Genomic DNA, 26,846 nt, shown 5'->3' with positions numbered 1-26,846 from the left:
GGAAAAGGCGATGAAAGGATTACAGCCGAAACGAGTCGGTGAAACGCCTTGGGTGAAATGGAGCCTGATTGGATTGGCGCTATTTTGGGTCACTTTACTTTTAGTGATCCCATTAGTCAGTATTTTTCAGCAAGCGTTCGCAAGTGGTTTATCGGCTTACATTGGTCATTTACTCGAACCCGATACGCGCCATGCGATCAGTTTGACGTTATTGGTTGCCTTGTTGACGGTGCCGATTAATTTGGTGTTTGGGGTGTTGCTCGCTTGGGCGGTCACGCGTTTTGAATTTCCAGGACGTAAAGTACTGACCACGATCATTGATATTCCATTTGCCGTTTCTCCCGTCGTTGCAGGTTTGTTGTATTTACTGCTCTATGGTAGTAACGGCTGGTTAGGTGAATGGCTGTTTGAGCGTGATTTACAGGTGATGTTTGCCTGGCCGGGTATCGTATTGGTCACGGTGTTTGTTACCTGCCCATTTGTTGCCCGAGAGCTGATCCCTCTGATGCAACAGCAAGGCCGTTCGGATGAAGAAGCGGCGGTGATTTTGGGAGCATCGTGGTGGCAACTGTTTCGTCGAGTGACGTTGCCGAACATAAAATGGGCCCTTATTTACGGGGTGATATTAACCAACGCCAGAGCGATTGGCGAATTTGGTGCAGTGGCGGTGGTGTCTGGCAATATCCGTGGTGAGACCAATACCCTTCCTTTGCATGTCCAAGTCTTGTATGAAGATTACCAATCACAAGCGGCGTTCGCGAGTGCGTCATTACTGGCGTTTATCGCCTTGTTAACATTAGTGTTAAAAGCGATTGTTGAGTGGCGACAAGAACATAATCAAAGCAAAACCAAGAGTGAGCAAGAGACGGTATGAGTATTCGTTTAGATAATATTTCCAAAAACTTTGGAGCATTTCAGGCTTTATCACCGCTCTCTTTACACATTGATGATGGCGAAATGATAGGCTTACTAGGCCCATCTGGCTCAGGAAAAACCACTTTATTGCGTATTATCGCTGGCTTGGAAGGGGCGGATACTGGACACATTCATTTTCGTGATCGTGATGTGACCCATGTTCATGTTCGTGAACGCCGAGTTGGGTTTGTATTTCAAAATTACGCCCTGTTCCGGCACATGACGGTTGCGGATAATGTGGCCTTTGGTTTACAAGTGATGGATCGTCGTCAGCGTCCAACGTCGACTGAAATCGCTCGACGAGTCAAACAACTGCTTGAGATTGTTCAACTTGGTCATTTGGCCGATCGCTATCCAGAGCAGTTGTCAGGTGGACAAAAACAGCGTATCGCGTTAGCTCGAGCATTGGCCACTCAACCAGAAGTATTGTTATTGGATGAGCCGTTTGGTGCGCTCGATGCCAAAGTTCGTAAAGAGCTACGTCGCTGGCTACGCAGTTTGCATGATGAGCTCGGCTTTACCAGCGTTTTCGTCACCCACGATCAAGATGAAGCCTTAGAGCTTTCGGATCGTGTGGTGGTGATGAGTAATGGTCGAATCGAACAAGTCGATACCCCTGTTCAGTTATACGCTGAGCCAAACAGTCGTTTTGTGTTCGACTTTTTTGGTAATGTAAATGTTTTTCCTGCTCAGTGGCAGGATCCCCATTGGAAAAATGAGCAGGCTTTTATTTTGCCGCCTCAGCAGAGAGCGATTCAACAAACTGGGACGCTTTATGTTCGTAGTCATGAGTTGAGTGTTTCTTTCAAAGAGAACAGTCAAGCCTGTTTACCTTGTGAAGTTTTGTCGATTAATCCTGTTGGTGCAGAGGTTCGAGTCGAGCTTGCGCCTATCGGTTGGCAAAGCCCTGAACCATGGGAAGCGAAACTGACTCATCGCGCTTTAAATGAACAGCCTATTGCTCGCGGCGACAAAGTATTTGCTACGCCACAGGTGGGGTATTTTTTTGACGAACAGAGTCAGTCTCCTCAGGTGATTCGCTGGCCGTTCCTTGATGCAGACAGTTTGATGTTTGAAATTTAAGAGTCATCATGACGGTGTGGTGTGAAGCAATGGGTACCGAATGGTGCCCATTATGTTTTATGATGTTTGGGTGGTTGGATTAAAAATAAGTAGGGGTAGCATGAATCACATCGTCGCACTAAGCCAACAAGTCGGGCAGCAGTTATTGGCTGCTCAGCAAATGATGACTAGCGCTGAATCGTGCACGGGCGGAGGTGTTGCCTTTGCCATCACCGATACCGCAGGCAGCTCGGCTTGGTTTGATCGCGCTTTTGTCACTTACAGTAATCAAGCTAAACAAGAGATGCTCGGTGTGCGTTCACAAACGTTGCTTGAATATGGCGCGGTTTCTGAACCAGTGGTCGTGGAAATGGTCCACGGAGCACTATTGCATTCACAGGCGACCATCGGAGTAGCGATCAGTGGTATCGCTGGGCCATCAGGGGCGACGGATGACAAGCCCGTCGGCACCGTATGTTTTGCTTGGGCGAGTAACCAAGGTTGGCAGAGGGTGGAAACGGTTTATTTTCAAGGAGATAGGGCGAGTGTTCGCGAGCAGGCGATCATCCATGCGTTGCAAATCATCAGTGACCATTTATCTTCAACGATTTGAGCTGAGGCGCAAAAATCTTCATACAGCTCTGGACACTGTATGAATCAACAGTATAATAAGTGGCAAGTTGACGATAACGTCGCACTCAATCGCGAAACCTTTCACCGTAAGGTGACAGTCTGGAGAAAGTAATGGACGAGAATAAACAAAAAGCCTTAGCCGCAGCGCTTGGTCAAATTGAAAAGCAATTCGGTAAAGGATCTATCATGCTGCTGGGTGATAACCGCACGATGGATGTCGAGACGATTTCAACCGGTTCTCTTTCTCTCGACATCGCCTTGGGTGCTGGCGGTCTACCGATGGGGCGGATTGTTGAAGTTTATGGTCCTGAATCTTCGGGTAAAACAACTTTAACTCTTGAGTTAATTGCTTCTGCACAACGTGAAGGTAAAACCTGTGCGTTTATTGATGCTGAACACGCTCTTGATCCTATTTATGCCCAGAAGCTGGGTGTGAAGATCAACGATCTACTTGTTTCTCAGCCAGATACTGGTGAGCAAGCACTGGAAATTTGTGATGCACTGGCGCGTTCTGGTGCGGTCGACGTCATCGTCGTTGACTCTGTTGCTGCGCTAACACCGAAAGCCGAAATTGAAGGTGAAATGGGTGATAGCCACATGGGCCTCCAAGCTCGTATGCTTTCTCAAGCGATGCGTAAGCTGACAGGTAACTTGAAGCAGTCGAACTGTATGTGTATTTTCATCAACCAAATTCGGATGAAAATTGGCGTGATGTTTGGCAACCCAGAAACCACAACGGGTGGTAATGCGCTTAAGTTCTACGCTTCGGTTCGCTTAGATATTCGTCGTACAGGCGCGATTAAAGAAGGCGAAGAAGTGGTGGGTAATGAAACCCGCATTAAAGTCGTTAAAAATAAAATCGCCGCCCCGTTTAAAGAAGCCAATACTCAAATCATGTACGGACAAGGGTTTAACCGTGAGGGCGAGTTGGTCGATTTAGGGGTTAAACATAAGCTGATTGAAAAATCCGGTGCTTGGTACAGCTACAATGGCGATAAAATTGGCCAAGGTAAAGCCAATGCTTGTAAGTTTTTGCGTGAGCATCCTGAAGCCAGCAAGGCGATTGATAGCAAATTGCGTGAGATGCTACTCAGCCCTGAACAAGTTCCGCTTGATGAGCCTGAATTTGGTGTCATACCTGAGCAGGAAGAAGAGCTGTAATCTAATCCCTGACCTATCTTTAAGCCCTGCTTTGCAGGGCTTTCTTATTGGAGCTAAATCGATGCATTGCCCTTCATCCTCGCGCTACCCCAATCGAAATAAAAGTGCCTCATCACCGAGTCATCCTAAAGAAACCGCTCTTCGAATCTTGTCGCGTCGAGATCACAGCGAATACGAGCTTATCCAAAAATTACTCCTTAAGGGTTTTAGCCGTGAAGAGATACAACCGGTGATGATGTATTGCCAAGACTATGGCTATCTTGATGATTTACGTTATGCCTTAAGTGCTATTCGCCAAGGCATGAACAAAGGCCATGGTGAGCGGAGAATTCGTCAGTTATTGCAGCAAAATCGAGTTGCCGATGATGTGGTTAATATCGCGTTAGAGCAGCTTGCCCCCGATTGGTTTGAACTCGCCAAACAGCTAGCAGAGAGGAAGTTTAAAGTTCAACCTGCGATTGAAGCCAAAGAACAGGCAAAGCGGGTGCGATTTTTGCAGTCTCGAGGATTCAGCTTTGAACAGATTCACTACGCTTTGAGTGATCAAGAAGAGACAAACTAAACGTTAATTAATCGTCTATCACGCCTCTTTTTTATTGCCATCAGCGGCTTTTATTTAAGAAAACTAGGCGAAGCCTTATCCATGCTTTACAATACGCAAAATTCTAACTTGAGTCATTCAGGAAGAGCTGCATGTTTATGAGCACCGATGAGGTTCGCCGCGCGTTCCTCTCATTCTTTGAAAGTAAAGGACACCAAATCGTTGACAGTTCGTCATTGGTGCCTGCAAACGATCCGACCCTGCTATTCACTAATGCTGGGATGAACCAATTTAAAGACTGCTTTTTAGGCCTAGAAAAACGCGCCTATACTCGCGCTACGACAGCTCAGCGCTGCGTTCGTGCTGGTGGTAAACACAACGATCTAGAAAACGTTGGCTTCACTGCTCGTCACCACACTTTTTTTGAAATGCTAGGCAACTTCAGTTTTGGCGATTATTTCAAAGAAGATGCCATTCAGTATGCGTGGGAGTTTTTAACCGAAGTGGTTAAGCTTCCTAAAGAGCGTCTATTGGTCACCGTTTATCAAACCGACGATGAAGCGTTTGATATTTGGCATCAGCAAATTGGCATTCCCCAAGATCGTATTATTCGTATTGGCGACAAGCCTGGCGGTAAAGCTTACGAGTCGGATAACTTCTGGCAAATGGGTGACACCGGACCTTGTGGTCCTTGTACGGAAATTTTCTACGATCATGGCGAGCATATTTGGGGTGGTCCTCCAGGTTCAGCTGAAGAAGACGGCGATCGTTTTATTGAAATCTGGAACGTGGTCTTTATGCAGTTTAATCGCCATGCTGATGGGAAAATGGAACCGCTACCTAAGCCTTCGGTTGATACCGGAATGGGTATCGAGCGTATTTCGGCGATCACTCAGGGAGTTCATTCCAACTATGAGATCGATGTCTTCCAAGCGTTAATTAAAGCCGCGGCAGAAGTGATTGGTTACCAAGACCTGACCAATCAATCATTACGTGTTGTCGCTGACCATATTCGCTCTTGTGCCTTTTTGATTGTTGATGGTGTGATGCCGTCGAATGAAGGTCGTGGTTATGTGCTGCGCCGCATCATTCGCCGTGCAGTTCGTCATGGTAACAAATTAGGAGCACAAGGGGCTTTCTTCCATAAGCTCGTAGCACCGTTAGCCGAGGTAATGGGCAGCGCTGGCGAAGAGCTTAAAAAACAGCACGCCTTAGTGGAAAAAGTACTGCGTATCGAAGAAGAAAACTTTGGTCGTACATTAGAGCGCGGTATGGCGATTCTCAACGATGCATTGGATGCGGTTGAAGGTTCGGTTTTAGATGGTGAAACTGTATTCAAACTCTATGATACTTACGGCTTTCCGGCGGATTTAACCAATGATGTAGCGCGTGAGCGTGGTTTCACCATTGATGAAGAAGGCTTTGAAGCGGCGATGGAAGAGCAGCGTCAGCGTGCGCGCGATGCAGGCAATTTTGGCACCGATTACAACAGCCTGATTAAGGTGGATGGAGAAACGGAATTCTGCGGTTATAGCGTGACCCAGCAAATGAGTCCAGTATCTGCATTATTCGTCGATGGCCAAGAAGTTTCGGCGCTATCAGCAGGTGATAAAGCGATCGTTGTTTTGGAAACCACGCCGTTTTATGCTGAATCTGGCGGTCAATGCGGTGATGCTGGCTTACTGAGAACCGCTTCGGGTGTGTTTAAAGTCGACGATACCCAGAAATTAGGTAATGCCATTGCCCATTATGGTGTGATGCAAGAAGGCGTATTAGCCAGTAGCGATCATGTTGAAGCTCTGGTGGATGAAAAACGTCGCAATGCGATTTCACTCAATCACTCAGCGACACACTTATTGCATGCTGCGTTACGTCAAGTACTCGGTGAGCATGTGACCCAAAAAGGTTCACTGGTTAGAGCCGAAAATTTGCGCTTCGATTTCTCTCATTTAGAAGCCATGACCGCAGCAGAAATTAAGCAAGTTGAACGTTTAGTCAACGCGCAAATTCGCTTGAATCATGTAATTGAAACTCATGTGATGGACATCGAGTCCGCTAAGCAAAAAGGCGCGATGGCGCTGTTTGGCGAGAAATACGATGAACAAGTTCGTGTCTTGTCGATGGGTGATTTTTCGACCGAATTATGTGGTGGTATTCATGCGTCACATACCGGTGATATTGGCCTATTTAAGATTCTCTCTGAAGGGGGGGTTGCTGCAGGGATTCGTCGCATTGAAGCTGTAACGGGTGAAGCCGCACTGGATGCATTGGAAACTCAGCAGCACAAGTACGAAGAGAAATTATCGGAAGCGATGCAAAAAACTAAGCAGCTGGAAAAAGAAATCCAGCAACTGAAAGATAAGTTAGCTTCACAAGCCAGTGCCAACTTGATCGATCAAGTTAAATTAATCGCCGGTGTCAAAGTCCTCGTGGCGCAATTGAATGGCGCGGATAATAAAGCCTTACGTGGTATGGTGGATGAGCTTAAAAACCAATTAGGTAGCGGGATTATTTTGCTTGGTAATGTTGCTGACGACAAAGTTGGTTTAATTGCTGGCGTGACTAACGATCTGACCGCCAAAGTCAAAGCGGGGGAGCTGGTTAATCTCGTTGCCCAGCAAGTCGGTGGTAAAGGTGGTGGTCGTCCCGACATGGCACAAGCTGGAGGGAGCGATGCACAGGCATTGCCATTGGCTTTAGAGTCGGTAGACGCTTGGATTGCTGAACGTTTATAAAGTAATGATAACTTACGCTCAATCACTATTTTTTGATTGAGCGTAACTTTATCTGGTTAACCAAGTGGTGTAATTGACGTTATTTTAACCGTAACCAATTACTCACTTGGTTTTGTTGTTTATACTCTCCAAACGAATAATCAATAGGTTGATTAGTGTACTGGTTGATTATGATATTGTTTGGACCTAATGAGACTTTGGTCTTGGGAAGGTGAATACTGGTGAAAAAGCCCCTTATCGTGCAAAAGTTCGGCGGAACGTCGGTTGGTTCAATTGAAAGAATGCATACCGTAGCCGAGCACATCATTAAAGCGAAGAATGATGGTAATCAAGTTGTTGTTGTCGTTTCGGCAATGTCAGGAGAAACCAATCGTTTATTGGGTCTCGCCCAACAAATCGATAGCGTTCCTACTGCTCGAGAACTTGATGTTTTGCTCTCTGCTGGTGAGCAAGTGTCGATGGCACTGCTGGCAATGACCTTAAATAAATTGGGTTATGCAGCACGCTCACTAACCGGAGCTCAGGCGAAGATTGTGACGGATAATCAACACAATGACGCAACGATTAAGAACATTGATACTCAAACGATTACAGAGCTACTAGAGCAAGATCAGATTGTGATAGTGGCTGGTTTTCAAGGTATTAATGATAATGGGGATATCACCACTTTAGGACGAGGAGGCTCCGATACGAGTGCAGTAACACTCGCGGGAGCACTGAGAGCTGATGAGTGTCAAATATTCACGGATGTTGATGGTGTGTACACTTGTGATCCACGAGTGGTACCTACTGCTAAAAAACTAGACGTGATAGATTTCCCATCTATGGAAGAGATGGCGCGTAAAGGCGCTAAAGTGTTGCATTTACCTTGCGTACAATATGCATGGAAGCATCAAGTGCCTTTACGAGTGTTATCGACGTTCGATGTTAATCATGGCAGTTTAATTAAGGGTGAGGTCGGGACACAAAAGGTCTGTGGCGTAGCAATACAGCGCGATATGGCTTTAGTCACTGTTCCTCACGATAGCTTAGCTGGCTTAATTAAACAGTGTCAGATGCTAGCGATTGAACTGTGGAATGTGATCGAGGAGACAGAATGGGCAGGCGTAGTCATAAAACGCGATGCTTATGCGAAGTTGGATCTGGTGTTCCGCGATAAAATCCGTAATAGTGAGCAGGTGAGTTTACTAACGACAGTTGGTTTGCAAGCCCCTGCTTTGATGGATCATGCCTGTACATTATTAGCCGAAAACGGTATTAATGTGCATTATGTTTCTAACACCTCACACTCGTTAATGTTAATGCTTGCGCCGGACAAGGTTGATAGTGCGGCTAATATTTTGCACGAAGCTTATATTCATTCGGATACTTTATTGCAGTTTCAGGCTAAACAAGCCTTTTTAGGCTGATTTAGAGAGTAGAGAGTTTACGAAAATATAACTTTTAGTAGATAATAGTGTTGTTGCAAGATAATACAGAGAATACTCAAGGAGCAAAGAATGCTAATTTTGACTCGCCGCGTTGGCGAAACACTGATGATCGGTGATGAAGTAACCGTAACAGTTCTGGGCGTAAAAGGTAACCAAGTACGTATTGGTGTGAATGCTCCGAAAGAGGTGTCTGTGCACCGTGAAGAAATCTACATGCGCATTCAAGCTGAAAAAGGTAATAGTACTGCCACACCTGGCAACTACTAATTATTGAACTGAGAAAGGCTGACTAATGTCAGCCTTTCTGGTTTTTGACGGACTGGAATGGTAATTAGAGTCGTGTGTTTTTGACTACGATTGCGTAATTCGTGGATGATATTATTTAGGTGTTTGTTTTTACCTAGAGTTTTTCTAAAGCGCAAATTCTCGACGCTTTGGTTAAATTGCCAACGGTTGATGTGGTTTTTGTTTTTTTTACCAAGAAAGTGTTTGACATATTTTGGGTAAATCGTAATATGTGCCTCCGCAAGACGGTGAGGTGGCCGAGAGGCTGAAGGCGCTCCCCTGCTAAGGGAGTATACGGTTTGTAGCCGTATCGAGGGTTCGAATCCCTCCCTCATCGCCATATTGTGGTGCTTAAGAATATAAAGAAATTTATACAATAAGCGACAGCGCGTCCTTAGCTCAGCTGGATAGAGTACCTGGCTACGAACCAGGCGGTCGGAGGTTCGAATCCTCCAGGACGCGCCATATTTCTTTTGGAATGTGAACATGTGGTGAGGTGGCCGAGAGGCTGAAGGCGCTCCCCTGCTAAGGGAGTATACGGTTTGTAGCCGTATCGAGGGTTCGAATCCCTCCCTCATCGCCATTTGTTGACCTCGGGTCAACATTTTTGTTTTAAAAGAAGTAGTTAGTGGTGAAAATCACTTTTGCGCGCTCATAGCTCAGCTGGATAGAGTACCTGGCTACGAACCAGGCGGTCGGAGGTTCGAATCCTCCTGAGCGCGCCATATTATTAAACTGGTGATAATAATCATTAGTCTTGCGTCCTTAGCTCAGCTGGATAGAGTACCTGGCTACGAACCAGGCGGTCGGAGGTTCGAATCCTCCAGGACGCGCCATATTACGGTGAGTAATCACCGATTTTCATTGGCTAGCCATGCGAATGAATAAAGTAAAAATCTGCGCGCTCATAGCTCAGCTGGATAGAGTACCTGGCTACGAACCAGGCGGTCGGAGGTTCGAATCCTCCTGAGCGCGCCATATTATTAAACTGGTGATAATAATCATTAGTCTGCGTCCTTAGCTCAGCTGGATAGAGTACCTGGCTACGAACCAGGCGGTCGGAGGTTCGAATCCTCCAGGACGCGCCATATTACGGTGAGTAATCACCGATTTTCATTGGCTAATCATGCGAATGAATAAAGTAAAAATCTGCGCGCTCATAGCTCAGCTGGATAGAGTACCTGGCTACGAACCAGGCGGTCGGAGGTTCGAATCCTCCTGAGCGCGCCATATTATAAAACCTCGCTTAAGCGGGTTTTTTTATTACCCTTATAATTTAACTTTTCATTAACAATTTTTGTTGTTTTAATTTACAACTCTTTGTTTTCAATAAGTGCTTTATGCAATTGATGTCAATATCGCCTATTGAGCTATGAAAACTCGCCAAGTTCGCAATTTTGATCATAATCCCTGCCGTTTTTAGCGAATATTACACTCGTTTATGTGATTCATGTGACGCTTCTATGACTTGAACGTCTCGATTAGGTCAAAGATGTTTAAAGCAAATTGACAATTTTCCACCAGTCGAGAATAATCCTTATTCACCTCACTTTTATCTAAGCTTTGAGTAAGTCATCTCAATCGCTGATAGGCATTTTTATCACCAATGATAATGCTCTAAGTGAGGCCAAGACGCTGTAGCCGTCAATATAATTTCTCAAGCAGATTGTCAGGATGACAGAGAAAGGAAGCAAGATGATTGATATTGGAAGCCTGCTTATCGATGCCGCAACCTTAATGGGTACAGGAATGGCGGTAGTCTTTATTTTTTTAACTATTTTAGTCTATCTGGTTCGACTAATGTCGACATGCCTTCGCGATGAAGCATTGCCAGTAACGACGCCAGTTCCCGTTAATAAAAGTGCCTCTTCAGTCACAACTCCAAGCCCTCAGGTGGTTGCGGCGATTTCTGCTGCGGTGCACCAATACCGACACTCAGCAATCCAACAGTAAGAATTAAAAGGAGTTAATCAGCATGTCTAAACCACTTGCTATTACCGATGTGGTCCTACGTGACGCGCATCAGTCATTATTTGCGACTCGTATGCGCTTGGAAGATATGCTGCCGATTGCGGCAGAGTTAGATAAGATCGGTTACTGGTCACTGGAAACATGGGGTGGTGCGACATTTGATGCGTGTATTCGTTTTCTCGGTGAAGATCCTTGGCAGCGTTTACGGGCATTAAAGCAAGCGATGCCCAATACTCCGATGCAGATGTTGCTACGCGGTCAAAATCTGTTGGGGTACCGTCATTATGCCGATGATGTCGTAGCGAAATTTGTTGAGCGTGCCCATGCCAATGGTATGGACGTATTTCGTATTTTTGATGCGATGAACGATGTACGTAATTTTCAACAAGCAGTGAAAGCTACGATTGAAGTGGGGGCTCATGCTCAGGGGACACTGTCTTATACTACTAGCCCAGTTCACAATACTCAGACATGGGTCGATCTTGCGAAACGTTTAGAAGATCTCGGCTGCCACTCTTTGTGCATTAAAGATATGTCTGGGCTACTGAAACCTTATGAAGCGGAAGAACTGATTTCGCGGATTAAGGCGTCTTGCGCAGTGCCTCTAGCCTTGCATTGTCATGCAACCACTGGGCTGTCCACGGCAACCGCGATTAAAGCGGTTGAAGCTGGGGTAGATATTCTGGATACCGCGATTTCGTCGATGAGTCAGACCTATGGTCATACGCCAACGGAAACGGTTGTTGCGATGCTGCAAGGGACAGAGCGTGATACACAGCTTAATCTCGAGCAATTAGCGCCAATTGCTGCCTATTTCCGTGAAGTACGTAAAAAGTACGCTCAATTTGAGGGGCAATTAAAAGGGGTTGATTCACGGATCCTGATTGCTCAGGTTCCCGGTGGTATGTTGACCAATATGGAGAGTCAGTTAAAAGAGCAAGGGGCGGCTGATCGTCTTGATGAAGTTCTGCAAGAGATCCCAAGAGTACGCCATGATCTCGGTTATATCCCTTTGGTCACTCCTACCTCACAAATTGTCGGCACTCAAGCGGTGATTAACGTTTTAACTGGAGAGCGTTATAAAAGTATTACCAAAGAAACGGCTGGAGTGTTGAAAGGGGAATATGGCGCGACACCTGCCGAGGTCAATCATGAACTGCAGCAACAAGTACTCGCTGGTGAGCGACCGATCACTTGTCGCCCTGCGGATCTTTTACAAGCCGAGATGGTTAACTTAACGAGCGAGTTATTAGAGAAGGCGAAGGCTGAGGGGATATCTCTCGCTGAGGATACCGTTGATGATGTACTGACTTATGCCCTTTTCCCTCAGGTGGGTTTGAAGTTTTTAAAACATCGTGGCGATGCGTCAGCGTTTGAACCCGCACCAAGCGTTGAGTCTCAGCCTTCTGTATCGACAGACAATCGACCTAGTGAGGTCATGCAAAAAGGTGTTGAGACTTACAGCGTTAAAGTTGATGGTCAGATTTATCAAGTCGAAGTTGGCCCTCAGGGACAACTGACCTCCGTGGCGACTCAAGCTTCTCCTCAAGCGGCTGCTTTGGCATCAACGGCTGAGGCGGTGCCAGCGCCGCTCGCGGGTAATATTTTTAAAGTTCAAGTTCAGCCGGGAAGTGAAGTGGTTGAAGGCGATGTATTAGTCATTTTAGAAGCAATGAAAATGGAGACAGAAGTGCGTGCTGCACGTAATGGGGTTGTTCAAGTGCTGCATGTCAAAGAAGGCGATAGCGTCTCTGTTGGTACGCCAATCTTAAGTCTGGCATAAGGGCTATCACATGGATGGATTATTGACTCTATGGAATGAAACCGGGATTGCTAATTTTGAACTCAGCCAATTAATCATGATTTTGGTTGGCGTGGGATTGCTATTTTTAGCCATTCGTAAGGGGTTTGAACCGTTATTATTGCTACCGATTGGTTTTGGGGCGATTTTAGCCAACATTCCTAACGCTGGTTTTACCGATCCTGGCGGATTACTCTATTACGTTTATAACATTGGTATTGCATCGGGGATTTTTCCTTTATTGATTTTCCTTGGTGTCGGAGCCATGACCGACTTTGGTGCCTTAATTGCAAACCCGAAAACGTTATGGCTGGGTGCTGCGGCGCAGTTTGGGATTTTTGCTACCTTATTTGGTGCAATTCTACTCAATTATGTGCCGGGGATCAGTTTTACCATGGCAGATGCCGCTTCTATCTCGATCATTGGTGGGGCAGACGGTCCAACCGCGATTTTTTTGACCAGTAAACTCTCTCCGGATTTATTAGGGGCCGTTGCCGTTGCTGCTTACAGCTATATGGCGCTGGTACCGATCATTCAGCCGCCGATCATGAGAGCGTTGACCTCGGAAAAAGAGCGTCAAATTAAGATGGCGCAACTGAGACACGTTAGTAAACGTGAAAAAATAGTCTTTCCGTTATTAGTGTTGTTGATGGCTATCTTATTTCTTCCTGCTGCCACACCTTTAGTTGGCATGTTCTGCTTAGGTAACTTAATGCGTGAAGCGGGAGTGGTGGAGCGATTATCAAAAACAGCGCAAAATGAGCTGATTAATATCGTGACTATCTTCTTAGGTTTGGGGGTCGGGTCTCAACTGCAAGCGGATAAATTTCTTAATGTTTCGACGCTGGGGATTTTATTGCTTGGTGCCGTCGCTTTCAGTATTGGTACTGCTGGCGGTGTATTGATGGCTAAATTGCTCAATAAATTTTCTAAAGAAGATATTAATCCCCTGATCGGTGCTGCTGGTGTTTCTGCAGTCCCCATGGCTGCTCGAGTGGTCAATAAAGTTGGTTTAGAAGCCAACCCGCAAAACTTTTTGTTGATGCATGCGATGGGGCCGAATGTGGCAGGGGTGCTAGGCTCAGCTGTTGCTGCTGGAGTATTGCTTGCCTTGGTTGGATGATCTCATACCATTCACCCTAAGCATGAAGCGCTTAAGCCCTAATGTTGAGGTCATCTCTCACCAAGCCGTTCGGGGAGATATAGTTCACAATCTGTTATAAAATGATATATATTCAAAGGGATGCTTCGGCATCTCTTTTTACTTGCTAGCAATAGGAACCGAGGACATGGACAATAAGCAGATCGTCATTACCCAATTCGGTGGGCCAGAAGTGCTCGCGATTCAATCATCAAGCATTCCAGAGCCACAAGAAGGGGAGGTATTGGTCAAAGTTGCTTTTGCCAGTGTGAATCCTATTGATGTCAAAACTCGCGCCGGTTTAGGTTGGGCTGCAGAGCAAAATAAAGATAAGCTACCTTGGGTACCGGGTTACGATATATCAGGACGAATTGTCAACGTTGGCCCAGGAGTTGACGAGTTGCGGCAAGGGATGAATGTAGCCGGCTTTATTGGTTTTCCACTGCGAGGCGGCGGTTATAGTCAATATGTCTGTGTTGCAGAAAAAGATCTCAGTATCGTACCTGACTCGGTGACTTTAGAAGCTGCCGCTGCATTACCATTAGCTGGACAAACCGCGGCTCAAGCCTTAAGTAAAGCCCAGATTAAAGAGAGCGATCGCGTTTTGATCCTTGCCGGTGCAGGAGGCGTTGGGCATATTGCTTTACAGATAGCGTTAGCTACGAAAGCCGAAGTTTATACCACTTGCAGTGAAGCTAATCTAGATTATCTTGCCACATTAGGTGCCCATGCGATTAACTATCAATTTGCTCCTGTTTCTCAGCGTTTGGAAGAGGTTGATGTCTTGATCGATCTTGTTGGTGGCGATGCTGCTCTCGATGCTCTTAAATGTTTGAAAGATGCCGCCAGAGTGGTCACAGTGCCGACACTTAGCGCTGAACTTATCTGTGAAAAAGCCAAATTACTGGGTTTTGACGCTTGCGGTATGTTGGTTGACCCTAATCCTGAACAGTTAGATACCATGCTATATATGGTTGGGGTTGGATTGTTGAAAATAGAAATTCAGCGTATTTATCCTCTGCAAGATGTACAACAAGCACATGAGCAAATCGCCACTGGACACACGCGAGGTAAAATCTTGCTTAATATGCAATGCTAGAACTGTTTAATACCAGCTTTGCTTATTTGGCGGAGCTGTTTTCTACTTCTGCACTTTGGGTATTGTTTGTTGTTAGTTTTCTGAGTGCTACCTTACTGCCTGGTGGCTCTGAAGCCGTACTCATCGCAACACTTGCTCTTGGTCAATACTCTCCATGGTTGATCATTTTGATCGCAACGCTTGGTAATTCGCTTGGAGGTATGACGAATTATTGGTTAGGTTTATTGCTTCCAAACCGAACTCAACAGGAAAAACAGGGTCATAATGCGTTAAAGTGGCTAAACAAACATGGTTATTGGGCATTATTATTCAGTTGGCTACCGATTATTGGTGATCCACTTTGTTTAGCTGCAGGGTGGTTAAGAATGCGTGGTAGCGTGGTCTTTTGCATGATTCTGGTTGGGAAAATGCTTCGCTACTGCTTGTTAACTGCGATTTTCTACGGTCTTTTTTAAGGTGATGGTATGAAGAAAATTTGGCTGGGCGCACTCGCGCTGCTGGCTCTCTCTGGCTGTTCTACTCCTACTGCGTTATCTTTTTTTTCATCCTTACCTTCAGGCGTCACTTTACTGGAAGAGGTCGAAGCACAGCCTGATAAAGTGATGATTCCCTATAGTAAATATCGTTTAGATAACGGGTTAACCGTGATTTTATCACCGGATCATTCCGATCCTTTGGTGCATGTCGATATGACTTATCACGTGGGGTCTGCTCGCGAGGAGCTTGGTAAGTCAGGGTTCGCTCATTTTTTTGAACACATGATGTTCCAAGGTTCTAAGCATGTCGCTGATCAAGAACATTTTCGGTTGATTACCGAAGCAGGCGGACGTTTAAATGGTACCACCAATCGTGATCGAACCAATTATTTCCAAACCGTTCCTGCCAATCAATTAGAAAAAGTTTTATGGTTAGAAGCCGATCGAATGGGCTTTTTACTTGATGCAGTGTCGCAGCGTAAATTTGAAATACAGCGTGATACGGTGAAAAATGAACGAGCGCAAAACTATGATAATCGTCCTTATGGACTGATTTGGGAAAGAATGGCTGAAGCCTTGTATCCACAAGGCCATCCTTATTCATGGCAGACGATTGGTTATGTCGAAGATTTAGACCGAGTCGATGTGAATGATCTGAAAGCTTTTTTCTTACGCTGGTATGGACCGAATAATGCTGTATTGACCATTGGTGGAGATATTGATGTTAAACAAACTTTAGCTTGGGTTAATCGTTATTTTGGCTCCATTCCTAAAGGTCCAGAAGTTGATAAGGCTGAAAAGCAACCCGTTACATTAGCGGAAGATCGTTATATTACTCTAGAAGATCGCATTCAGCAGCCGATGGTATTAATTGGCTTCCCAACGGCTTATCGAGGTGCTGAACAACAAGCCTCACTAGATGCTCTAGCGCAAGTACTCGGTAGTGGTAGTAATAGTTTGTTGTATCAAAATCTAGTTAGAACCCAGAAAGCGGTCGATGCTGGTGCCTTTCAAGATTGCGCAGAACTGGCGTGTACTTTTTATATCTATGCCATGGCTCCCTCAGGACAACGTGCTCAACTGACACCGCTGTATCAAGAAATCATGCGAACGTTGGCGCAGTTTGCGCAGCAAGGTGTTAGTGATGATCGTTTAGCACAAATCACCGGTATGGCTGAAGCGAATGCTATTTTTGCGCTACAAAGTGTCCAAGGTAAGGTAACCCAGTTGGCAAGTAATCAAATTTTCTATGATCAACCCGATCGTATTGAGGCGCAGTTAGCACAGTTAAGAGCGGTTACTCCACAATCAGTGACTCAGGTTTTTCAGACTTATCTACAAGGTAAACCCAAAATCACATTAAGTGTTGTACCACGAGGCCGTACATCACTCGCGGTTCGTCAAGCAACCTTTGTTACTCCTGAGCGTTTATTGCCCGTTTATCAAAAAATAACAGAACAACAGCTTGAGTATCGTCAAGTGGTAGATCATTTTGATCGTTCGGTGATGCCAGCCGTTGCGCAAGCTGTGCAAATTAATATGCCTGAGTTGTATGAAATCCATTTTGATAATGGCGCGGAGTTAATCGGAACGGTGAGCAGTGAGACTCCGACCGTACAAGTGGAGATCCGCTTACCCGCAGGAGAGCGGCATGTTGAAGCGGGCAAAGAAGGTTTAGCGAATTTAACGGCAGCTCTAATCAAGCAAGACTCAGCGATACGCAATGTGGAAGCGATTCAAGCTCAGCTCGATAAGCTGGGTTCGACCATCAGTCTCAATACCGGCGCTTATTCGACCAATGTGGTTATCTCAAGCTTAACCAAACATCTGCCAGAAACGTTGCAGATTGTCCAAGAGATGTTATTCACACCGGGATTTAAGCAAGAAGATTTTGAGCGTCTTCAGCAACAAATGCTACAAAGTGTCGTCTATCAGCATCAACAACCAAGTTGGTTAGCTGGCCAAGCGATGCGCCAAGTATTGTTTGGAGACTCGGTATTTGCTCGCTCGAGTGACGGTACACAAGCCTCGATTGCTGCACTGACATTGGATGAGGTTAAAGCGTTTTATCAGCAGCATTATACGCCACACGGTGCTCAAGTGATTGTCGTCGGTGATATTGAACCTCAACAGGTACGTGAACAACTGGCCTTTTTCACCGATTGGCATGGCCAACCAGCGCCAATACTCCGTCCTCAAGTGATCCCGACGCTCACTGAGCAGCGTCTGTTTTTGGTCGATAAACCCGATTCGCCGCAAAGTGTGGTGCGTTTTGTTCGTCGTGGATTGCCTTTCGATGCAACGGGAGAAATGTATCTCACTCAATTAACGAATTTTAATTTAGCGGGTAACTTTAATAGCCGTATTAATCAAAATCTACGTGAAGATAAAGGCTATACCTACGGTGCAAGTGGTTACTTATCCAGTAATCGTGAAGTCGGGGCGATAGTCTTTAATGCACAAGTGCGAGCTAATGCAACGTTACCGGCCATTCAAGAAATCATCCAAGAACTGACCCATTTTAGTCAGTATGGTTTAACTACGGATGAAATGGCCTTTTTACGTCTTGCCGTTGGTCAGCAAGAGGCGTTGAGTTACGAGACTCCCTCGCAAAAAGCGCAATTGATTGGCCAAATGTTGACTAATAATCTAGACCGAGATTATCTCCAGCAGCGTAATCGCCTGTTGAAAACGGTGAATAAGTCGACACTGAATGAATTGGCAGCTAAATGGTTTGTCCCAGAGGATTATCAAATTATTGTGGTTGGCGATGCTAAAAGCTTAAGGCCACAATTAGAAAAATTATCAATTCCGATTGAAGAGCTTGAAATAATCCAGTAGAGCATGCATATATAACGCAACGTAGAAGAAAAATAAGGCTTTCGAGCCGATTCGATGAGCCATTGGGCTTAATGTCGCGTATCAAGCATCGCGTTCTACATCGTTACTTGAGCAACCAAGGCCACAAAAATATTACGTGGCCTTGGTTGCTGTGACAAAGTGATGATCAATGGATTGAGTCTGTTTCTTCTGAACAGACCCTATCGGGATTCAGTGGGCCTGCGGTAGCGATATCTAAAACATCATCTATTTTTATAAGCGAATTTTATTTTGACTAATTTTGCCGAGCGACTAGCACGAGTTGCTAATCAACCAGAAATATTTCAGCAGTTTGGCCGCGGTGTTGAACGTGAAACTTTACGTTATACCGTCGATGGCAGCATTGCCCAAACACCGCATCCAGAAGCCTTGGGGTCAGCATTAACTAATGCTTGGATTACCACCGACTTTGCTGAATCATTACTGGAATTTATTACGCCAGTGTCGAACAACGTCGATACCTTAATGGCTCAATTAGCCGACATTCATCATTTTGCGCAAGCTAATATCGGTGATGAAAAGCTCTGGCCGCTTTCTATGCCTTGTTATGTTGGTAGTGAAGCAGACATTCAGCTTGCTCAATACGGTACTTCTAACACCGGACGAATGAAAACTTTATATCGAACGGGATTAAAACAGCGTTATGGCAGCTTAATGCAGATCATCTCTGGTGTGCATTTCAATTTTTCATTTCCAAGCACATTTTGGGATGCTTTATATGGTCAGCAAACGGAACAAGAGCGTCAAGCTAGCCAGTCGCAAGCCTATTTTGGCTTAATCCGTAACTATTACCGCTTTGGTTGGCTGATCCCTTACTTTTTTGGTGCCTCTCCGGCGCTGTGCTCTTCATTTATCCAAGGAAGAGAAACGCAGTTACCCTTCGAATCGATAGGTAAAACGCTCTATTTGCCTTATTCAACCTCTTTGAGATTGAGTGATTTGGGTTATACCAATGATGCGCAAAGTAGCCTCAAGATAGGTTTTAATAGCTTAGAGCAATATTTAACTGGCTTAAATCAAGCGATCAGAACGCCTTCTGAGCTTTTTGCTAATATTGGAGTCAAGGTCGATGGTGAATATCGTCAACTGAATAGCAATATTTTACAAATTGAAAATGAGCTCTATGCGCCGATTCGTCCGAAACGTGTCGCCAAAAATGGTGAAAAGCCGTCAGAAGCACTGGCGCGTGGCGGGGTTGAATACATTGAAGTGCGCTCATTGGATGTCAATCCTTTCAGTCCGATCGGGATTACTGAACAGCAAGTGCGTTTTTTAGATTTGTTCCTCACATGGACTGCGTTATCAGATTCAGAACCGATGGATAATTGTGAGTTACAGTGTTGGCGCGATAACTGGAGTAAAGTGGTCCTTGAAGGACGAAAACCATGGCTAGAATTACAAATTGGCTGTCATGGTGAAAAATTGACCCTGACGGCGTGGGCGAAACGCGTATTTGCAGACCTAAGTTTGATTGCTGAGCAAATGGACGCCGCGTGTGGCGGTAATGCCTATCAAGAGGTATGTCGAGAGCTTGCTAGCTGGATTGATCATCCTCAGCACACTTTATCGGCTCGTTTACTGGATAAAACTCAGCAACTGGGCGGTTTAGGTAAAGTTGGAAGTTATTTTGGTGAGCGTTACCGTAATGATAACTTACAACATGCTTACCAAGTCTATTCTGAACAGAAAATGAAGCAAGAAGTGATGCGTTCACGCGAAGCTCAGTTACAGATAGAGCAGCAAGATACACAAAGTTTTGATGCGTTTTTGGCCGATTACTTCAGCTATTTACCGTCATAATCACTGGCGTGTGGATACGCAAATGTCATTCTTTTTCCTCGTTGACTGAGGTTGCTGGTTGATTTAGGGCAAGATGTGAATGAGTATTTTAAGGGTTAAACAAGGAGATAAGTTTTATGCCACTACTAGATAGCTTTACGGTTGATCATACTCGCATGCAAGCTCCCGCTGTACGGGTAGCGAAAACCATGCAAACCCCGAAAGGCGATACGATTACTGTATTTGACCTGCGTTTTACTCTGCCTAATCAAGCTATTTTGTCTGAAAAAGGAATTCATACTCTAGAGCACCTTTATGCAGGGTTCATGCGTAATCATCTTAATAGCGAACAGGTGGAAATTATTGATATTTCCCCAATGGGCTGTCGTACTGGATTTTATATGAGTTTGATTGGTGCACCTACCGAGCAGCAAGTGGCTACGGCGTGGTTAGCCGCGATGGAAGATGTCTTGAAAGTGCGGGACCAAAAGGATATTCCAGAACTCAATGAGTACCAGTGCGGTACCGCAGCGATGCACTCTTTATCTGAAGCACAAGCGATTGCTCAGCAAGTGTTAAGTAGCGGTATTGGGGTGAACAAAAATGATCAACTTGCTTTACCTGAATCGATGCTAAAAAACCTACAAGTGAATTAACCACTTAAACGGTTCAGGCAATAAAATGGGCGGTAATCAATACCGCCCATTTTTTATCGGTCTATTATCGAGATTATTAACGTTAACAGAGATTAAGCCTTTTTGATTTTTCGCGGGTAGACTCGTACCAGTTTAATGCGGTTTTCTTCTAACTGGACAATTTCCATCGGATGATTAGCAACTTTAACACTTAAGTGAGTTTCTGGGATCTCTTCCAAATGCTCTAAAATCAGTCCGTTCAGGGTTCTTGGTCCATCGGTTGGTAATTTCCATTTTAAGCTTTTATTAATATCGCGAATATTAGCACTGCCTTCGATTAAGAAGCTGCCATCACCTTGTGGCGTGATCTCTTCAGCCAAGCTTGGCGCCATTGAGGTGGTAAATTCACCGACAATCTCTTCTAGAATATCTTCCAAGGTAATCAGACCAATAATATCGCCGTACTCATCAACGATAAGACCAATTCTTTGTTTATTACGTTGGAATTTTAGTAGCTGGACATTAAGCGGTGTCCCTTCCGGAATAAAATACACTTCATCAGCGGCCCGAAAGAGCGTTTCTTTATTGAATTCGTTTTTTTCTAACATTAACCGTGCCGCTTCGCGTAAGCGCAGCATACCGACGGCTTCATCAATATTGTCTCGATACAGCACCACTCGACCGTGAGGGGAGTGGGTCAGTTGGCGAATGATCGACTTCCAATCATCATTGATATTGATACCCGTAATTTCATTACGTGGAATCATGATGTCATTCACCGTCACATGTTCTAAATCAAGAATGGATAACAGCATATCTTGGTGACGACGAGGAATAAGCCGTCCAGCATCGTTAACAATGGTGCGTAGTTCTTCAGAGCTGAGAGGGTCATCGCGTGTGTGTTTGGCATTAAGACCCAATAAGCGGATAAAACCGTTGGTAATGAAATTGATAAAAACCACTAATGGAGAAAGCACTTTCATTAGAAAGGTCAGCACAACACTGCTGGTATAAGATACCCGCTCAGGATAAATCGCAGCTAGCGTTTTCGGGGTCACCTCCGCGAAGACGAGAATCACAAGAGTTAATACGCCGGTTGCTATGGCGACACCAATGTCACCGTACAATCGCATACCAATGATCGTGGCAATCGCAGAGGCGAGGATATTGACTAAGTTATTGCCAATCAGGATCAGGCCGATTAAACGGTCTGGACGACTGAGTAACCGTTCAACGCGTTTAGCGCCCTTATGACCAGTACTCGCTAGATGCTTAAGACGATAGCGGTTAAGCGCCATCATGCCCGTTTCTGAGCCGGAGAAGTAGGCAGATATAACGATAAGACACGCGAGTAGCGCAAATAAGATACCCGTTGATATGTCGTCCAAAACGCTTTGTTTCCTTATAGATGATCAATAATAAAAAGAAGATAGTATCCGCTTCCTACTGGAAGTTATATCGGTGCTAGCCGTGTTGGCTTGACCCCATTCACATTGTTATCTCTGTTTGTGAGGGCAGCTTACTCACTGGCTGTCTACCTGTTACTCCAAGTGGTTTGAGGATGAACTTTTATCTCGCAATACAATACTCTGAGTTTATATGGGGATTAAGTCCACCGTTTTCACCCATCGTTAGATCTAAATAGGCGTTATTTACCATAATGATAGGTTGAGGAAGTCATGAATAAACAGACCTTAGCGCAGAATAATCTCTCTGACAAATCGACTGCCAAAGTAAGCCAAGGTAAGTAATGTCGCCCCAGCAACGGCAAACCAAGTAACTTTACGTCCTCGCCATCCTTTTTGATAATGACCCCATAATAAAATCGAGTAAATGATCCAAGCGATGAACGATAAAATGCCTTTATGTGCTTTACCTTGAGCAAACATATCTTGCACAAAAAGAGCGCCGGTTAATAATGTCCCGGTCAGCAGAACGTTGCCGATTAAAATAATTTTAAATAATTGGCGCTCGACCATCATCAAGGGCGGTAAATTAGGGTTGATGGATAAGCCTTTCTTTTTTTTCAATTTGTAATCAAGCCAAGCGAGCTGTAAAGCGTATAATGCACCAATGGATAAGGTTGAATAAGAAAAAAGGGCTAAGGCGATATGGACCATTAGCTCTGGCTCACGCTCTAAATGAGTGATAAAGGTGCTCGGCAGAAAAGTCGCCAAGAATAAATTGATTGCTGAGAAGCTGTATACCACCGGCAGTAAAAACCATAAGCGTACCTTGAACATCGCTAAGCTCATCACCAAAGCAATGATAAAGCTGATCAGTGATGCGACATTAAGAATACTGAGGTTTTGTCCACTGCTGTGAAAAATTAAGCCACTGAGTAACCAGGCATGAAAAAAAAGCCCCAATGTGGCGCTAATAAAAACAGTCTTTGCCTTAATACCCGTTTGGTTAAGCAGTCCAGGGATAATCGTGGCAATCGATAAAAAATAAAGCGTAGCGGCAACAATAGCGATTAGGTTATCCATGCTGGTCACAAATTTGGTGGCTGAGTTGGCGAATTATACCTTGCCAAACCTTAATGAGCTACGTTGGATCGCAATCGTTTTTGAGAGTTGAGATATCGACAGATAACCCAATCTAATAAAGAAACTCGACAGCTAGCTTGCAATGGGTATGCCTAAGCAGTTGGCTAAGGTATACTCAGGCGCATTGGTCGCCTAATCGCGAAGAGAAAAACATGTTTGAAAATTTAACCGATCGTTTATCTAAAACCCTAAAGAATATTAGTGGTAAAGGTCGTCTTACCGAAGACAATATAAAAGATACCCTGCGCGAAGTTCGTATGGCGCTACTCGAGGCTGATGTTGCTTTGCCGGTGGTGCGTGACTTCGTTAGTCGAGTAAAAGAGAGTGCAGTGGGGGTTGAGGTTTCCAAGTCTTTAACGCCTGGGCAAGAGTTTATTAAAATTGTTCGTCATGAGCTTGAGACCGTTATGGGAGCCGCGAATGAAGCGTTGAATCTCGCGGCGCAGCCTCCAGCGATCATTTTAATGGCGGGTTTACAAGGCGCAGGTAAAACGACCAGTGTCGGTAAACTCTCTAAGTTACTTAAAGAGCGTGATAAGAAAAAAGTACTGGTGGTTTCTGCAGACGTTTACCGTCCTGCGGCAATCAAACAGTTAGAAACGTTAGCCAATGACTTAGGCGTCGATTTCTTCCCTTCATCAGCGGATCAAAAGCCGATTGATATTGCTAACGCTGCAGTCGATCACGCTAAGAAGAAATTTTACGATGTCTTGATTGTCGATACGGCGGGGCGATTAGCGGTTGATGAAGTGATGATGGCAGAAATCAAAGCCCTTCATTCCGCCATTAATCCGGTAGAAACGTTGTTCGTCGTTGACGCAATGACAGGACAAGATGCCGCGAATACCGCCAAAGCGTTTGGTGATACTCTACCACTCACCGGGGTGATTTTAACCAAGGTTGATGGTGATGCACGTGGCGGTGCGGCTTTGTCGGTACGTCATGTGACCGGAAAACCGATTAAGTTTTTAGGGGTCGGAGAAAAAACCGATGCTCTTGAAGCTTTCCATCCGGATCGCGTTGCCTCGCGTATTCTAGGTATGGGCGATGTCTTATCATTAATTGAAGATTTGCAGCGTAATGTTGATCAAGACAAAGCTGAGAAGTTGGCCAAAAAATTCAAAGAGAAAAAAGGCTTTGATTTAGAAGATTTTCGCGAACAATTAGGTCAAATGAAAAATATGGGTGGCATGATGGGAATGCTGGATAAGCTTCCCGGAATGTCACAGCTTCCTGCGGGGGTAAAAGATAAAGTCGATGACCGCATGTTCAAGCAAATGGAAGCCATCATCAATTCGATGACCATGAAAGAGAGACAAAATCCCGATTTAATCAAAGGCTCTCGTAAAAAGCGCATTGCGGCAGGCTCAGGAACACAAGTACAAGATATTAACCGGTTACTAAAACAGTTTACCCAAATGCAAAAAATGATGAAAAAAATGCAAAAAGGTGGCATGAAAGGCATGATGCGTAATATGCAAGGCATGATGGGCGGCGGTGGTTTTAACCCGTTTGGTCGCTAAAAAAAGCGAGGCTTGAGTTTTCTTTAAGCCGGTTTGTTTTTTGTCTCTTTTTAAAGCTGTTACCTAAATCACAAAGTTAAAATGCAATTTATGCTGGTGAAAAAGTAGCTAAACCCCTTGCAAAGCCTCGGAATAAGAGTAAAATTCCGAGGCTTTATTTTGGCACGAGACCCCAAACTGTTTTAAGTAAATAGTTTCTGGGGTTAATTTTATTTTTGAGAAAGCAAAGAGGACGACATGGTAACCATTCGTTTGGCACGTCACGGCGCTAAAAAGCGTCCATTTTATCAAATCGTTGTAGCTGATAGCCGCAACTCAGCAACTGGCCGTTTCATTGAGAAAGTTGGCTTCTTCAACCCAACAGCAGCGGGCAAAGAAGAAGGCCTACGTGTTGATCTAGATCGCGTGAACCATTGGGTATCACAAGGCGCATCTCTATCTGATCGCGTAGCTAAACTAGTTAAAGACGCTCAAAAAGCGGCTTAATGACCAGTAGCAACTAGTTTATGTCGATGAAAGGCAAACAGACAATGAGCGAGCAAGGCGAGAAAATTGTTGTAGGCAAGTTTGGTGCTTCTTATGGCATTCGTGGCTGGCTTAAAGTTTTGTCCTACACAGACAATGCTGAAAGCATTTTCGATTATAGCCCTTGGTTGGTAAACCAAAATGGTGAATGGGTTGAGTACAAAGTAGAAAGTTGGAAGCGCCATAACAAAGGTTTGGTGGCTAAACTTGAAGGTCTTGATGTGCGTGAAGATGCTCATCTATTGACTAACTTTGAAATTTCAATTGACCCAGCTTCATTACCTGAGCTGTCAGAAGATGAATTCTACTGGCGTGAATTGTTTGGAATGCGAGTGGTGACAACGCAAGGTTATGACCTTGGTGAAGTTGTCGATATGTTAGAAACTGGCTCCAACGATGTTCTCGTAGTGAAAGCGAATCTTAAAGATGCTTTTGGGCAAAAGGAACGATTAATTCCGTTTCTTGAAGAGCAAGTGATCAAACAGATTGATCGCACCGCTCAACGGATCGAAGTTGACTGGGATCCTGCGTTTTAACTCTAAATCGATAAGGCGAAGAACACATGTGGGTTGGCATTATTAGCCTATTTCCTGAAATGTTCCGTAGCGTAACGGATTTTGGAGTCACAGGCCAAGCGGTAAAAAAAGGGTTATTATCCGTACAGAGCTGGAATCCACGCGATTTCGCTCACGACAAACGTCATACGGTCGATGATAAGCCTTACGGTGGTGGTCCTGGTATGTTAATGATGGTGCAACCTTTGCGTGACGCCATACATGCAGCCAAAGCAGCCGCACCGGGCGAGACGAAAGTGATTTATCTCTCCCCTCAAGGTCGTAAACTCGATCAGCAAGGGGTAGAAGAGCTGGCGAAGAATGACAATTTATTGCTCATTTGTGGCCGCTACGAAGGGATAGATGAGCGCGTTATACAATCAGAGGTTGATGAAGAATGGTCAATCGGTGATTTTGTAATGACTGGGGGTGAAATTCCAGCCATGACGTTGATTGATACCGTCTCCCGTTTTATTCCGGGTGTATTAGGTGATTTCGCGTCAGCAGAAGAAGATTCTTTTGCTAATGGCTTATTAGATTGCCCACACTACACGCGCCCTGAAGTATTGGATGGAAAAACCGTACCTGCGGTATTGATGTCTGGTAATCATCAGGAAATTCGTCGCTGGCGATTGAAACAGTCGTTAGGCCGCACTTGGCTAAGAAGACCAGAGCTCCTGGAAAACCTAGCTCTGACTGACGAACAGGAACAATTACTGGCTGAGTACATTAAAGAGACTCAACAGTAACCTATTAAATTTAGTATCAGTTTATTCTAGGAATTTAAAAACATGAGTAATATCATCAAGGCTCTAGAACAAGAGCAAATGAAACAAGACCTACCTAAATTCGCACCAGGTGACACTGTTGTGGTTCAAGTTAAGGTAAAAGAAGGTGATCGTGAGCGTCTACAGGCTTATGAAGGCATTGTAATCGCTATCCGTAACCGTGGTCTACACTCAGCTTTCACTGTACGTAAGATTTCTAACGGTGAAGGTGTTGAGCGTACGTTCCAAACTCACTCTCCAATCATCGCTAGCATTGAAGTGAAGCGCCGTGGTGCAGTACGTCGTGCCAAATTGTACTACCTACGCGATCTATCTGGTAAAGCAGCTCGTATTAAAGAGAAGCTTACTAAGAAATAATGCTAG

General features: G+C 44.9%; 23 protein-coding genes and 8 tRNA genes. 29 read left to right on the top strand and 2 right to left on the bottom strand.

Features of this window, described 5'->3' with window-relative positions; translation table 11 throughout:
* Positions 1–10 precede the first annotated feature (10 nt).
* The 24 genes from cysW (at position 11) to luxS (ending at position 20,565) form a co-directional block, all read left to right on the top strand.
* The gene (cysW, locus tag FKQ60_RS11210; RefSeq protein ID WP_004395993.1) at positions 11–874 is read left to right on the top strand and encodes a sulfate ABC transporter permease subunit CysW; all 864 of its coding nucleotides are present in this window, start codon (positions 11–13) and stop codon (positions 872–874) included.
* Positions 871–1,998 carry a sulfate/molybdate ABC transporter ATP-binding protein gene (locus FKQ60_RS11205; RefSeq protein WP_170906519.1) on the top strand — a complete coding sequence of 376 codons (1,128 nt, stop codon included), beginning with the start codon at positions 871–873 and terminating at the stop codon, positions 1,996–1,998. Before cysW ends, FKQ60_RS11205 begins: the two co-directional genes overlap by 4 nt.
* A 100-nt stretch (positions 1,999–2,098) precedes the next feature.
* Positions 2,099–2,590 carry a nicotinamide-nucleotide amidase gene (pncC, locus tag FKQ60_RS11200; protein ID WP_161438171.1) on the top strand — a complete coding sequence of 164 codons (492 nt, stop codon included), beginning with the start codon at positions 2,099–2,101 and terminating at the stop codon, positions 2,588–2,590.
* A gap of 131 nt (positions 2,591–2,721) precedes the next feature.
* A complete protein-coding gene (gene recA, locus FKQ60_RS11195; protein ID WP_072668909.1) occupies positions 2,722–3,771 on the top strand; it encodes a recombinase RecA in 1,050 nt (349 codons plus the stop codon).
* A gap of 61 nt (positions 3,772–3,832) precedes the next feature.
* Positions 3,833–4,333 (top strand): recombination regulator RecX, encoded by a 501-nt coding sequence (recX, locus tag FKQ60_RS11190; protein ID WP_154169153.1) that lies wholly within the window; start codon positions 3,833–3,835, stop codon positions 4,331–4,333.
* 131 nt (positions 4,334–4,464) lie between these two features.
* Complete coding sequence (gene alaS, locus FKQ60_RS11185; RefSeq protein WP_170906518.1) at positions 4,465–7,047, top strand: alanine--tRNA ligase; 2,583 nt, start codon at positions 4,465–4,467, stop codon at positions 7,045–7,047.
* Between the two features lie 221 nt (positions 7,048–7,268).
* Complete coding sequence (locus FKQ60_RS11180) at positions 7,269–8,456, top strand: aspartate kinase (RefSeq protein ID WP_004395987.1); 1,188 nt, start codon at positions 7,269–7,271, stop codon at positions 8,454–8,456.
* Between the two features lie 90 nt (positions 8,457–8,546).
* Positions 8,547–8,744 carry a carbon storage regulator CsrA gene (gene csrA / locus FKQ60_RS11175; protein ID WP_115152690.1) on the top strand — a complete coding sequence of 66 codons (198 nt, stop codon included), beginning with the start codon at positions 8,547–8,549 and terminating at the stop codon, positions 8,742–8,744.
* 265 nt (positions 8,745–9,009) lie between these two features.
* Positions 9,010–9,102 (top strand) — tRNA-Ser (locus FKQ60_RS11170).
* Positions 9,103–9,150: 48 nt separating this feature from the next.
* A tRNA-Arg gene (locus FKQ60_RS11165) sits at positions 9,151–9,227 on the top strand.
* A gap of 25 nt (positions 9,228–9,252) precedes the next feature.
* A tRNA-Ser gene (locus FKQ60_RS11160) sits at positions 9,253–9,345 on the top strand.
* A gap of 65 nt (positions 9,346–9,410) precedes the next feature.
* Positions 9,411–9,487, top strand: a tRNA-Arg gene (locus FKQ60_RS11155).
* 34 nt (positions 9,488–9,521) lie between these two features.
* Positions 9,522–9,598: transfer RNA gene (locus FKQ60_RS11150), tRNA-Arg, on the top strand.
* Positions 9,599–9,663: 65 nt separating this feature from the next.
* Positions 9,664–9,740, top strand: a tRNA-Arg gene (locus tag FKQ60_RS11145).
* 33 nt (positions 9,741–9,773) lie between these two features.
* Positions 9,774–9,850 (top strand) — tRNA-Arg (locus FKQ60_RS11140).
* A gap of 65 nt (positions 9,851–9,915) precedes the next feature.
* Positions 9,916–9,992, top strand: a tRNA-Arg gene (locus FKQ60_RS11135).
* A gap of 465 nt (positions 9,993–10,457) precedes the next feature.
* Positions 10,458–10,715, top strand: a complete 258-nt coding sequence (locus tag FKQ60_RS11130; protein WP_170906517.1) for an oxaloacetate decarboxylase subunit gamma — start codon at positions 10,458–10,460, stop codon at positions 10,713–10,715.
* 22 nt (positions 10,716–10,737) lie between these two features.
* Complete coding sequence (gene oadA / locus FKQ60_RS11125; RefSeq protein WP_170906516.1) at positions 10,738–12,516, top strand: sodium-extruding oxaloacetate decarboxylase subunit alpha; 1,779 nt, start codon at positions 10,738–10,740, stop codon at positions 12,514–12,516.
* Positions 12,517–12,526: 10 nt separating this feature from the next.
* The gene (locus tag FKQ60_RS11120; protein WP_170904562.1) at positions 12,527–13,657 is read left to right on the top strand and encodes a sodium ion-translocating decarboxylase subunit beta; all 1,131 of its coding nucleotides are present in this window, start codon (positions 12,527–12,529) and stop codon (positions 13,655–13,657) included.
* Positions 13,658–13,823: 166 nt separating this feature from the next.
* Positions 13,824–14,774, top strand: coding sequence for an NADP-dependent oxidoreductase (locus FKQ60_RS11115; RefSeq protein ID WP_170904561.1), 951 nt, complete (start codon positions 13,824–13,826; stop codon positions 14,772–14,774).
* The gene (locus FKQ60_RS11110; protein WP_154169141.1) at positions 14,768–15,229 is read left to right on the top strand and encodes a YqaA family protein; all 462 of its coding nucleotides are present in this window, start codon (positions 14,768–14,770) and stop codon (positions 15,227–15,229) included. Before FKQ60_RS11115 ends, FKQ60_RS11110 begins: the two co-directional genes overlap by 7 nt.
* Positions 15,230–15,238: 9 nt before the next feature.
* Positions 15,239–18,091 (top strand): pitrilysin family protein, encoded by a 2,853-nt coding sequence (locus tag FKQ60_RS11105; RefSeq protein ID WP_170904560.1) that lies wholly within the window; start codon positions 15,239–15,241, stop codon positions 18,089–18,091.
* A gap of 270 nt (positions 18,092–18,361) precedes the next feature.
* Positions 18,362–19,930: a glutamate--cysteine ligase gene (gshA, locus tag FKQ60_RS11100; protein WP_170904559.1), complete on the top strand. Its 1,569-nt coding sequence runs from the start codon at positions 18,362–18,364 to the stop codon at positions 19,928–19,930.
* A 116-nt stretch (positions 19,931–20,046) separates the two neighbouring features.
* Positions 20,047–20,565, top strand: coding sequence for an S-ribosylhomocysteine lyase (luxS, locus tag FKQ60_RS11095; protein WP_154169135.1), 519 nt, complete (start codon positions 20,047–20,049; stop codon positions 20,563–20,565).
* Between the two features lie 92 nt (positions 20,566–20,657).
* Here the strand turns inward: luxS and FKQ60_RS11090 are convergent, their stop codons facing one another.
* Together FKQ60_RS11090 and FKQ60_RS11085 are read right to left on the bottom strand one after the other, a co-directional pair.
* The gene (locus FKQ60_RS11090; RefSeq protein WP_154169133.1) at positions 20,658–21,932 is read right to left on the bottom strand and encodes a CNNM domain-containing protein; all 1,275 of its coding nucleotides are present in this window, start codon (positions 21,930–21,932) and stop codon (positions 20,658–20,660) included.
* Positions 21,933–22,238: 306 nt separating this feature from the next.
* The gene (locus FKQ60_RS11085; RefSeq protein WP_170904558.1) at positions 22,239–23,033 is read right to left on the bottom strand and encodes an inner membrane protein YpjD; all 795 of its coding nucleotides are present in this window, start codon (positions 23,031–23,033) and stop codon (positions 22,239–22,241) included.
* Between the two features lie 212 nt (positions 23,034–23,245).
* Here FKQ60_RS11085 and ffh point away from each other — a divergent pair, with 212 nt between their 5' ends.
* The 5 genes from ffh (at position 23,246) to rplS (ending at position 26,840) form a co-directional block, all read left to right on the top strand.
* Entirely contained in the window at positions 23,246–24,616 is a 1,371-nt protein-coding gene (ffh, locus tag FKQ60_RS11080) for a signal recognition particle protein (RefSeq protein WP_004395978.1), read from the top strand.
* 237 nt (positions 24,617–24,853) lie between these two features.
* The gene (rpsP, locus tag FKQ60_RS11075; RefSeq protein ID WP_004395977.1) at positions 24,854–25,102 is read left to right on the top strand and encodes a 30S ribosomal protein S16; all 249 of its coding nucleotides are present in this window, start codon (positions 24,854–24,856) and stop codon (positions 25,100–25,102) included.
* A gap of 20 nt (positions 25,103–25,122) precedes the next feature.
* Positions 25,123–25,677 (top strand): ribosome maturation factor RimM, encoded by a 555-nt coding sequence (rimM, locus tag FKQ60_RS11070; RefSeq protein WP_040904685.1) that lies wholly within the window; start codon positions 25,123–25,125, stop codon positions 25,675–25,677.
* A 26-nt stretch (positions 25,678–25,703) separates the two neighbouring features.
* Entirely contained in the window at positions 25,704–26,444 is a 741-nt protein-coding gene (gene trmD / locus FKQ60_RS11065) for a tRNA (guanosine(37)-N1)-methyltransferase TrmD (protein WP_170904557.1), read from the top strand.
* Positions 26,445–26,486: 42 nt separating this feature from the next.
* Positions 26,487–26,840: a 50S ribosomal protein L19 gene (rplS, locus tag FKQ60_RS11060; protein WP_004395974.1), complete on the top strand. Its 354-nt coding sequence runs from the start codon at positions 26,487–26,489 to the stop codon at positions 26,838–26,840.
* The last annotated feature ends 6 nt before the right edge of the window (positions 26,841–26,846 follow it).

The sequence above is a fragment of the Vibrio sp. A11 genome, assembly GCF_013048705.1.
In the GTDB taxonomy this organism is placed as follows: Bacteria; Pseudomonadota; Gammaproteobacteria; order Enterobacterales; family Vibrionaceae; genus Vibrio; species Vibrio metschnikovii.
This window is presented reverse-complemented; position numbering and strand designations above follow the sequence as displayed.